The 7,874-nt window shown below is 73.9% G+C and carries 8 protein-coding genes; 3 read left to right on the top strand and 5 right to left on the bottom strand.

The features are described 5' to 3' along the window. Window positions 1–266 precede the first annotated feature (266 nt). Together ABGB16_RS32595 and ABGB16_RS32590 are read right to left on the bottom strand one after the other, a co-directional pair. Window positions 267–623, bottom strand: coding sequence for a hypothetical protein (locus tag ABGB16_RS32595; RefSeq protein WP_347671912.1), 357 nt, complete (start codon window positions 621–623; stop codon window positions 267–269). Window positions 624–755: 132 nt separating this feature from the next. Next, window positions 756–1,022: a helix-turn-helix transcriptional regulator gene (locus ABGB16_RS32590; RefSeq protein WP_089011556.1), complete on the bottom strand. Its 267-nt coding sequence runs from the start codon at window positions 1,020–1,022 to the stop codon at window positions 756–758. A gap of 75 nt (window positions 1,023–1,097) precedes the next feature. On the opposite strand from ABGB16_RS32590, the gene map reads away from it, so the two are divergent. Then, window positions 1,098–1,916, top strand: a complete 819-nt coding sequence (gene map, locus ABGB16_RS32585; protein WP_347671911.1) for a type I methionyl aminopeptidase — start codon at window positions 1,098–1,100, stop codon at window positions 1,914–1,916. 94 nt (window positions 1,917–2,010) lie between these two features. Here map and ABGB16_RS32580 read toward each other — a convergent pair whose 3' ends face one another. The 3 genes from ABGB16_RS32580 to ABGB16_RS32570 form a co-directional block, all read right to left on the bottom strand. Beyond that, complete coding sequence (locus ABGB16_RS32580; protein ID WP_347671910.1) at window positions 2,011–2,493, bottom strand: YcxB family protein; 483 nt, start codon at window positions 2,491–2,493, stop codon at window positions 2,011–2,013. Between the two features lie 61 nt (window positions 2,494–2,554). After that, window positions 2,555–3,106, bottom strand: coding sequence for a GNAT family N-acetyltransferase (locus ABGB16_RS32575; protein ID WP_347671909.1), 552 nt, complete (start codon window positions 3,104–3,106; stop codon window positions 2,555–2,557). A gap of 136 nt (window positions 3,107–3,242) precedes the next feature. Next, window positions 3,243–5,390, bottom strand: a complete 2,148-nt coding sequence (locus tag ABGB16_RS32570) for an MMPL family transporter (RefSeq protein ID WP_347671908.1) — start codon at window positions 5,388–5,390, stop codon at window positions 3,243–3,245. Window positions 5,391–5,483: 93 nt separating this feature from the next. On the opposite strand from ABGB16_RS32570, the gene ABGB16_RS32565 reads away from it, so the two are divergent. Both ABGB16_RS32565 and ABGB16_RS32560 read left to right on the top strand, forming a co-directional pair. Beyond that, entirely contained in the window at window positions 5,484–6,221 is a 738-nt protein-coding gene (locus ABGB16_RS32565) for a TetR/AcrR family transcriptional regulator (protein ID WP_347671907.1), read from the top strand. A gap of 11 nt (window positions 6,222–6,232) precedes the next feature. Then, the gene (locus tag ABGB16_RS32560) at window positions 6,233–7,834 is read left to right on the top strand and encodes an NAD(P)/FAD-dependent oxidoreductase (RefSeq protein ID WP_347671906.1); all 1,602 of its coding nucleotides are present in this window, start codon (window positions 6,233–6,235) and stop codon (window positions 7,832–7,834) included. Window positions 7,835–7,874 lie beyond the last annotated feature (40 nt).

The raw sequence follows: 7,874 nt of genomic DNA, 5'->3' as shown, positions 1-7,874 counted from the left end.
CAAAGCGGAGTTCCTGGTCTCGAGGGTTTCTTGGAGTGACTCACCTCAATACCGGAACTCCGCTTCTGTTTGCCTGAGCGACACACCCCTCGACAGCCGCCACAACGCCTTAACCGAGCGGCGTTGCGTCTAGCCGGTGTACTCACTGCTGGGACTGCGTCAGCGGCAAGATCGTCGCTCGCCCTGCTCCTGATCACCGGCCTGTACCTGTTCGCGCTGCCGTACGCCGCCAGGTGGCGCAGGGGCCGGCGAGCATAGCGCTGCGATCATTGCCGGATGCGTCTCGACTGGACGGGGTGCCGCAACGCGCGGGACCTGGGCGGCACGGTCACCGCCGACGGCCGCCGAATCCGGCCCGGCGCGCTGGTGCGTTCCGACGGCCACGAACTGCGGCGTACGAGTGCGAGCGGAGCCCGAGCCCGTTCGCGGGTGACCCGGTCTACCGGCACGCGCCGATGCTCGACCACAACCGCCACCGGATCGGCGCGGCGTTCGTCGTGGTGGCCGAGGCGCCGACCGGCGCGGTGGTGGTGCACTGCCAGGCCGGCCGGGACCGCACGGGTGTCCTCGTCGCGCTGCTGCTGGTCGTTGCGGGCGTCGCGCCGGGCGAGATCGCGGCTCACGGATGGAGTGGCCAGCGACTTCCCTGTGGAGCTGCCCCGCCTGCGCTCCCGGTACCGGGGCTCGCGGTCGACGCGCGGAGTCCGCCGATGCGGGCACGACAGCGCCCACCACCCAGCTGGGGCGGCTGGTCTCTAGGACGCCTGGCGGATGGGCATGTCGGCCAGCCAGACGTCGGCCAGGTCGCTGAGGGGGACGTCGAGGGCCTGGCTGAGGCAGACCACAGTGCCGAACGCCGGCGCGGGAAGGCGGCCCGCCTCGATCTTGCGCAGCGTCTCGGGGGAGATGCCGGCCGCCAGGGCCACCTCGACGAGGCTGCGGCCGGCCCGCGCGGCCCGGAGGGCGGCTCCGAGGCGCTGGCCCGCTGCGATCTGTTCGGCGGTGAGTGGTTGGCGAACCATGCCAGCAGGATATCCCCCGGAGCAGCCCCGGCCGGACGTGGTATAAAAATACCGCAACCGGGGAGGGAGACTGTCATGATCGAGCTCAAATCCGCCGAGGAGATCGGCCGGATGGCGGTGACGGGCCAGTTCGTCGGCGAGCTGCTCGCCGAGCTGAGCGCCCTCGCCGCGGTCGGCGTCAACCTGATGGACCTCGAACACCACGCCCGCCGCCGGATCGCCGAACGCGGCGCCGAATCCTGCTACTGGGACTACGCTCCCTCGTTCGGCCGCGGCCCGTTCCGCAACGTGCTGTGCCTGTCGGTCAACGACGCGGTGCTGCACGGCCTGCCGCACGACTATGTTCTGCGGGACGGCGACTTGCTCAGCATCGACATGGCGGTCGGCATCGACGGCTGGGTGGCCGACTCCGCGCTCTCCGTCGTCGTCGGCACCCCCGACCCGGCCGACCTGAAGCTGATCGAGGCCACCGAGGTCGCACTGGAGGCCGCCATCACCGCCGCCCAGCCCGGCGGCCGCCTCGGCGACATCTCCGCCGCGATCGGCGAGGTCGCCCACTCCTACGGCTACAGCGTCAACGCCGAGTTCGGCGGCCACGGCATCGGCCGCACCATGCACGAGGCCCCGCACGTCTCCAACAACGGCCGGCCCCGCCGCGGCGTGAAACTCCACCCCGGCCTCACCATCGCCATCGAACCCTGGTTCTGCCGCTCCACCGACAAAATCAAGTTCGACGACGACGGCTGGACGATCCGCTCCGCCGACGGCTCCCGCACCGCCCACTCCGAACACACGGTCGCCATCACGGCTGCCGGCCCCCAGGTCCTGACCCGCCGCCCCACTCACGGCGTAACCTCGGCCGATCCCACCGAAAAACCCGCCGCAGCCGCCTGACCCACGACCCGCCCTGAGGCGTGACCCGGATGCGGTCGATCCGGCCGCGTACCTCGCCCGGTTCATCGGATGGACGCGCCCGTCACGGCAGAGCTCACCGATCGGCGCCGGGGAGCAGGCCGCGCTCCCGCAGCAGGTCGAACAGCCGCTCCCGCTGCCCAGCGTCCAGCCCGTCGATCCGCACCGGGAACACCTGCTGCCGGTTGATCCGGAAGATGAGCTGGTCGGGCATCCGCTCCACCCCGCTCAGCGCCGCCCACCGGACGGTGCCCTCCGAGAGGGCGTTCGCGGTGTGGACGCCCTCGTCGGTGAAGGTCCAGGTCGTCGGGATGCCGTGCAGCTTCCAGCTCGCCCGGACCACGGCCCGGACCACCAGCGGCGGGAACACGGCGCAGAAGACCGCGCAGCCGAGCCAGACGTAGGCGAGGACCCGCGACGGGAACACGAACAGCGCGGCCAGGAGAAGCACGACCGCCAGGACGAGGCCGATCCGGTACGGCAGCAGCATCCGGCGGTGGGCGTGGCGGACGGCGGCGCTGAGGCGTCGCCGGTCGGGCTGCGTCTCGAAGGTGATCACGGTTCGAGACGATAGGACGCCTCGCCCGTCACGCGCCGTCCGGGCCGCTCGGCGAGGCGGCTCAGGCGTCCTCGGCGCGCAGGACGAACGCCTCCAGTTCCTCGCCGCCGTACCAGTCGGTGCGCCGCCCCACGTGCGCCATGCCGAGCCGCCGGGCCACCGCCATCGACGCCGTGTTGCCGGGCGACACGACCGCCCACACCTCGCGGGTGCCGGCCGCCATCTCCCGGGCCACCACCGCCCGGGCCGCCTCGGTGGCGTACCCGTGGCCCCAGGAGTCCGGGTGCAGGTGCCAGCCCACCTCGATGTCGTCGGTCGGCACGCCCTCGTCGCGGCCGGGCAGGGGCTTGAGCAGCACGGTCCCGACGACGACGCCGGTTTCGCGCAGCTCGATCGCCCAGGTGCCGTACCGGCCGGCGTGGTCGGCGTGCCGCGCCCGCCACAGGGCGAGCCGGTCGGCCGCCCGGGCCGGTTCGGTCAGCGGCAGGCCGGGGGCCGCCCCCAGCCAGCGGACCACCTCCGTACGGGAGTAGATGTCGTAGATCCGGGCCAGGTCGTCCGGCGCGGCGGTCCAGTCGCGGATCAGCAGGCGATCCGTGGTGAGCACGGTCATGGCGGGCGATCGTAGTGCGTACCCGTCCCCGCGCACCAAGGGAAAAGCGGGGCCGGGAGCTGCTCGCCCCGGCCCCGCCGTGCTCACGTCCTCCTGCCGCGTCGCCGCCGCCGTCGGATCCGTCGACGTCGTCCGGTCATGCCTCGCGGAGGCCGTAGCGCCCGTGGAGGCGGGCCAGCGGGCCGGGCGCCCACCAGTTCCAGCGGCCGAGCAGGCGCATGGTGGCGGGCACGAGCAGCGCCCGGACCAGGGTCGCGTCGACGACGATGGCCACGAGCATGCCGATCCCGATCAGCTTGATGTAGGTCATCCCGCCGGTGGCGAAGCCGGCGACCACGATGATCAGCAGCAGGGCGGCGGCGGTGATGATCCGGCCGGTGCGTTGCAGGCCGGCGGCCACCGCCGCGGTGTTGTCGCCCGTGCGGTCCCACTCCTCGCGGACGCGGGAGAGCAGGAACACCTCGTAGTCGGTGGCCAGCCCGAACAGCACCGCCAGCATGAGGACCGGGTTGCTCGGCTCGATGAAGCCGGTCGGGGTGAAGCCGATCAGGTCGGCCAGGTTCCCGTCCTGGAAGATCCAGACCACCACGCCGAACGACGCGCCGATCGACAGCAGGTTCATCAGCACGGCCTTCACCGGCAGGACCACCGAGCCGAACGCCAGGAACAGCAGCACGAGGGTCGCGCCGGCCATCAGCAGGGCCATCCAGGGCAGCCGCTCGCCGAGGCCGTCCAGCAGGTCCCGGTCGGCGGCGGGCCGGCCGCCCACCAGCACCTCCGCACCGGCGGGCGAGGGCAGGGCGCGCAGCTCGCGCACCACGTCCTGGGCGACGTCGCCGGTCGGCTCGCCGGGGTAGCTGACGGTCAGCAGCGTCGAGGTGCCCCTGCTCGCCGCGACCTGCACGCCGGTCACGCCGGGCACCGCCGCGACCCGGTCGGCGAACGACCGTGCCGCCTCGGCGGGCGCCCCGGAGACCAGCACGTCGATCGGGGCGACCGTGCCGCCGGGGAACTCGGCGGCGATCCGCTCGGAGACCACCCGCGGCGCGGCGTCGACCGGGAGCACCCGCTCGTCGAACCCGCCGAACGTGATCCGCAGGAACGGCATCGCCAGCAGCGCGAGCACGACGGCGACCCCGGCCAGGTAGCCCACGGGACGGGCCATCACGCTGCGCGCGATGCGGGCCCAGGCGCCGCCGCCCGCGGCCTCCGCCGGCTGCCCACCCCGCGCCCGCCGCCCCCACGGCAGCGGTACGCGCAGCGCGTCGATCCGGCCGCCGAGCACCGCGAGCAGGGCCGGGAGCACGGTCAGCGCCGCCAGCATGGCGACCAGCACGGCGGCCATCCCGCCGAGCCCCATCGAGCGCAGGAACGGCTGCGGGAAGATCAGCAGGCTGGCCAGGGCGAGGGCGACGGTGAGCCCGGAGACCAGCACCGTGCGGCCGGCCGTGGCGATCGTGCGGCCGATCGCCCCGGCGGTGTCGTGGCCGGCGGCCAGCTCCTCCCGGAACCGGCTGACCACGAACAGGGCGTAGTCGACCGCCATGCCGAGGCCGATCAGCGTGATGATGTTGATCGCGAAGATCGACACGTCGGTGACCAGGTTGAGCAGGCGGACCGCGACGAAGGCGCCGAGGATGGCCAGCCCGCCGACGAGCAGCGGGGTGGTGGCGGCGACCAGGCCCCGGAAGATGAACACCAGCAGCACCAGCAGGACCGGCATGGAGAGCACCTCGGCGCGGGTGATGTCCGCCGTGGTCCGCGTGTTGGCCTCCCGCAGGAAGGCGATCGTGCCGCCGACCTCGGTACGCAGGCCGGGCGCGTCCAGTGCCGGGCGCACCGCCTCGTACGCCTCGCCCCGGGCGTCGTCGTCGCTGCCGGCGAGCTGGAGCACCGCGTACGTGGCCCGCCGGTCGGCGGCGACGAGGGCCGGGGCCTTGGTGTCGTACCAGGTGGTGACGCTGGTGACCGCCGGGCGCTGACGCAGTGCGGCGACCGTGCCGGCGACCGGGTCGCGGAACGCCGGCTGGTCCACCGTCGCCGTGTCGCTGGACCACAGCACGACGAGGTCGGCGCCCTGCCGGCCCAGCTCGGCGGTGATCCGCTCCGTCGCCCGGCTGGACTCGCTGGCCGGGTCGTCGAAGCCGCCCCCGGTCAGCTCCCCGAAGACGCCGGCGCCCCAGGTCGAGCCGACCACGACCAGCGCCACGGCGGCGGCGAGCACCGCCCATCTGACCCGCACCACCGCGCGTCCCCACCAGGCGAACATCGCCTTCCCCCTCACCGACCGCTAAGGTCGAAGTCGTAACCACCGATCATCCGAGTGAACGCCGTTTACTATTGCTACACCGTTCACTCCTGTCAAGCGAGGTGACGGATGAGCGCACCGAGCCGGCGGGAACGCCTGCGTACGGCGGCCGTGTCCGAGATCAAGGACGGCGCGCGGCGGCTGCTGGTGACGGGCGGGATCGAGGCGGTCTCGCTGCGCGCCATCGCCCGCGACATGGGTATGACCGCCCCCGCCATCTACCGGTACTTCCCCAGCCTCGAGGCGCTGATCGCCGGCTTGGCCGGCGACCTCTACGACGAACTGCGGCACACCGTCGAGACGGCCCGGGACGCGGCCGGGCCGGAGCCGGCCGGCAAACTCCTCGCGATGTGCCGGGCGATGCGCCGCTGGGCCGTGGAGCACCCCGCCGAGTTCACGCTCATCTTCGGCAGCCCGGTCCCCGGGGTCGTCGCGTTCGCCGAACAGTGCGCCGACGCCGACCACCCGGGCGCCCGGTTCGGCGCGGCGTTCCTCGGCCCGTTCGTGGCGCTCACGCGCGGCGCGACCCTGCGCGTCCCGCCGCCCGAGGCGGTCCAGCAACACCTCGCCGGGCACCTCGCCCCGCTCTTCGCCCGGCACGGCGACCTGCCCGTCGAGGTCGCGTACGCGTTCCTCTCCGCCTGGGCGCGCCTCTACGGGCTCGTGGCGATGGAGGTGTTCGGCCACCTCGCCTGGGCGGTGGACGACCCGGAGGCGCTCTTCGAGACCGAGCTGGCGGCGATGCTGGCGCAGCTCGCCCCGGACCACAGTGGAGATGCCCTCCCGCCGGGGGCCGCGCGCCACTAGGCTGCCCGAGCATGAGCGATGCGAGTGAGCTGCCGGCCCGCGCCGACGTCGTGGTGGTCGGCTCCGGGCACAACGGGCTGGTCTCGGCGATCCTGCTGGCCCGCGCCGGCCTGGACGTCGTCGTGCTGGAGGCGGCCGACGTGATCGGCGGCGCCACCCGGACGGAGAACCCGTTCCCGAAGGTGCCGGGGCTGCGCCACTCCACCGGGTCGTACCTGCTGGGGCTGACGCCGCCGGAGCTGCTCGCCACGCTCGACGTACGCATCCCGGTGCTGCGCCGCGACCCGCACTACTTCCTGCCGACGCCGGGCGGGCTCGGCTCGCCGTACCTGCTGTTCGGCAGCGACGCGGCGGCGAGCCGGCGGCAGGTCGCGGAGATGTTCTCCCCCGCCGACGCGGCCGCCGACGACGCGCTCCAGGCCGAGCTGGCGGCGCTGCGCGACGACCTGGGCCCGGCCTGGCTGGCCGAGCCGCTGCCGGTGGAGGAGACCGCCGAGCGGTACGTCCGCCCGGCGCTGCGGCAGGCGTTCGTGGACCTGGTCCGCGGCTCGGTCGCCGACTACCTGGCCCGCTTCGACTTCCGCTCCGAGCTGCTGGTCAGCATGTACGCGGTCACCGACGGCCTGTCCGGCCTCAACGCCGGCCCCGACGACCCCGGCACCGGGCACAACTTCCTGGTCCACAACATGTGCCGGCTCCCCGGTGCGGGCGGCACCTGGATGATCGCCGAGGGCGGCATGGGCACCGTCTCCCGCACCTTCGCCGAGGCTGCCCGCGCCGCCGGGGCCAAAATCCTGACCGGTACGCCGGTCGCCGCCGTCACCCTGTCCGGCGGCGCGGCGTCCGGGGTCGTCCTGACCGACGGCCGTACGGTCGCCGCGTCCGTGGTGCTGGGCGCCTGCGACCCGTACCGGCTGATGGACCTGCTGCCCGACGGCGCGCTCCCGGCGCCCCTCGCGGAGCGGATGGCGGCCGTCCGCCGCCCCGGCACCACCCTCAAGCTCAACCTGGCGCTGACCGGGCTGCCCCGCTTCTCGTGCCTGCCCGAGGGCGCGCCGAGCCCGTTCGGCTCCACCATCCACCTGCTGCCCGGCTCGGCGTCCCTGGTGGGGCAGGGCGGCGAGTCGCCGATGACCGCGCTGCGGGCGATGTGGGCGGACGTGCAGGCCGGACGGCTGCCGGAGGAACCGACCATCGAGTGGTACCTGCACACCACCGTCGACCCGTCGCTGTCCGACGCCGCCGGGCACCACTCGTCGGCGCTGTTCGTCCAGTCCGTGCCGTACGAGCTGGCCGGCACCACCTGGGACGAGGCCCTGCCCGGGTACGTGGCGCGCCTCGTGGGGATCTGCGAGCGGTACGCCCCCGGCACCGGCGACCTGATCGCCGACGTGGTGCCGCTGCCCCCGCCCGGGATCGAGGCGCACTTCGGCATCACCGGCGGCCACATCCACCACGTCGACAACACGGTCTCGTTCACCGACCGGATGCCGTACGCGACGGGGATCGACGGCGTGTACGCCGGCAGCGCCGGCTGCCACCCGGCGGGCAGCGTCATCGGCGCCGCCGGCCACAACGCGGCCCGCCGCATCCTCGCAGACCTGCCCCGCTGACCCCCGCCCCCGCCCTGCCCTGCCCCGCCCTGCCCTGCCC

Source organism: Micromonospora sp. B11E3 (assembly GCF_039871625.1).
Classification (GTDB): Bacteria; Actinomycetota; Actinomycetes; order Mycobacteriales; family Micromonosporaceae; genus Micromonospora.
Note: the sequence above shows the minus strand (reverse complement) of the source record. Positions and strands in the feature narration are given on the sequence as shown.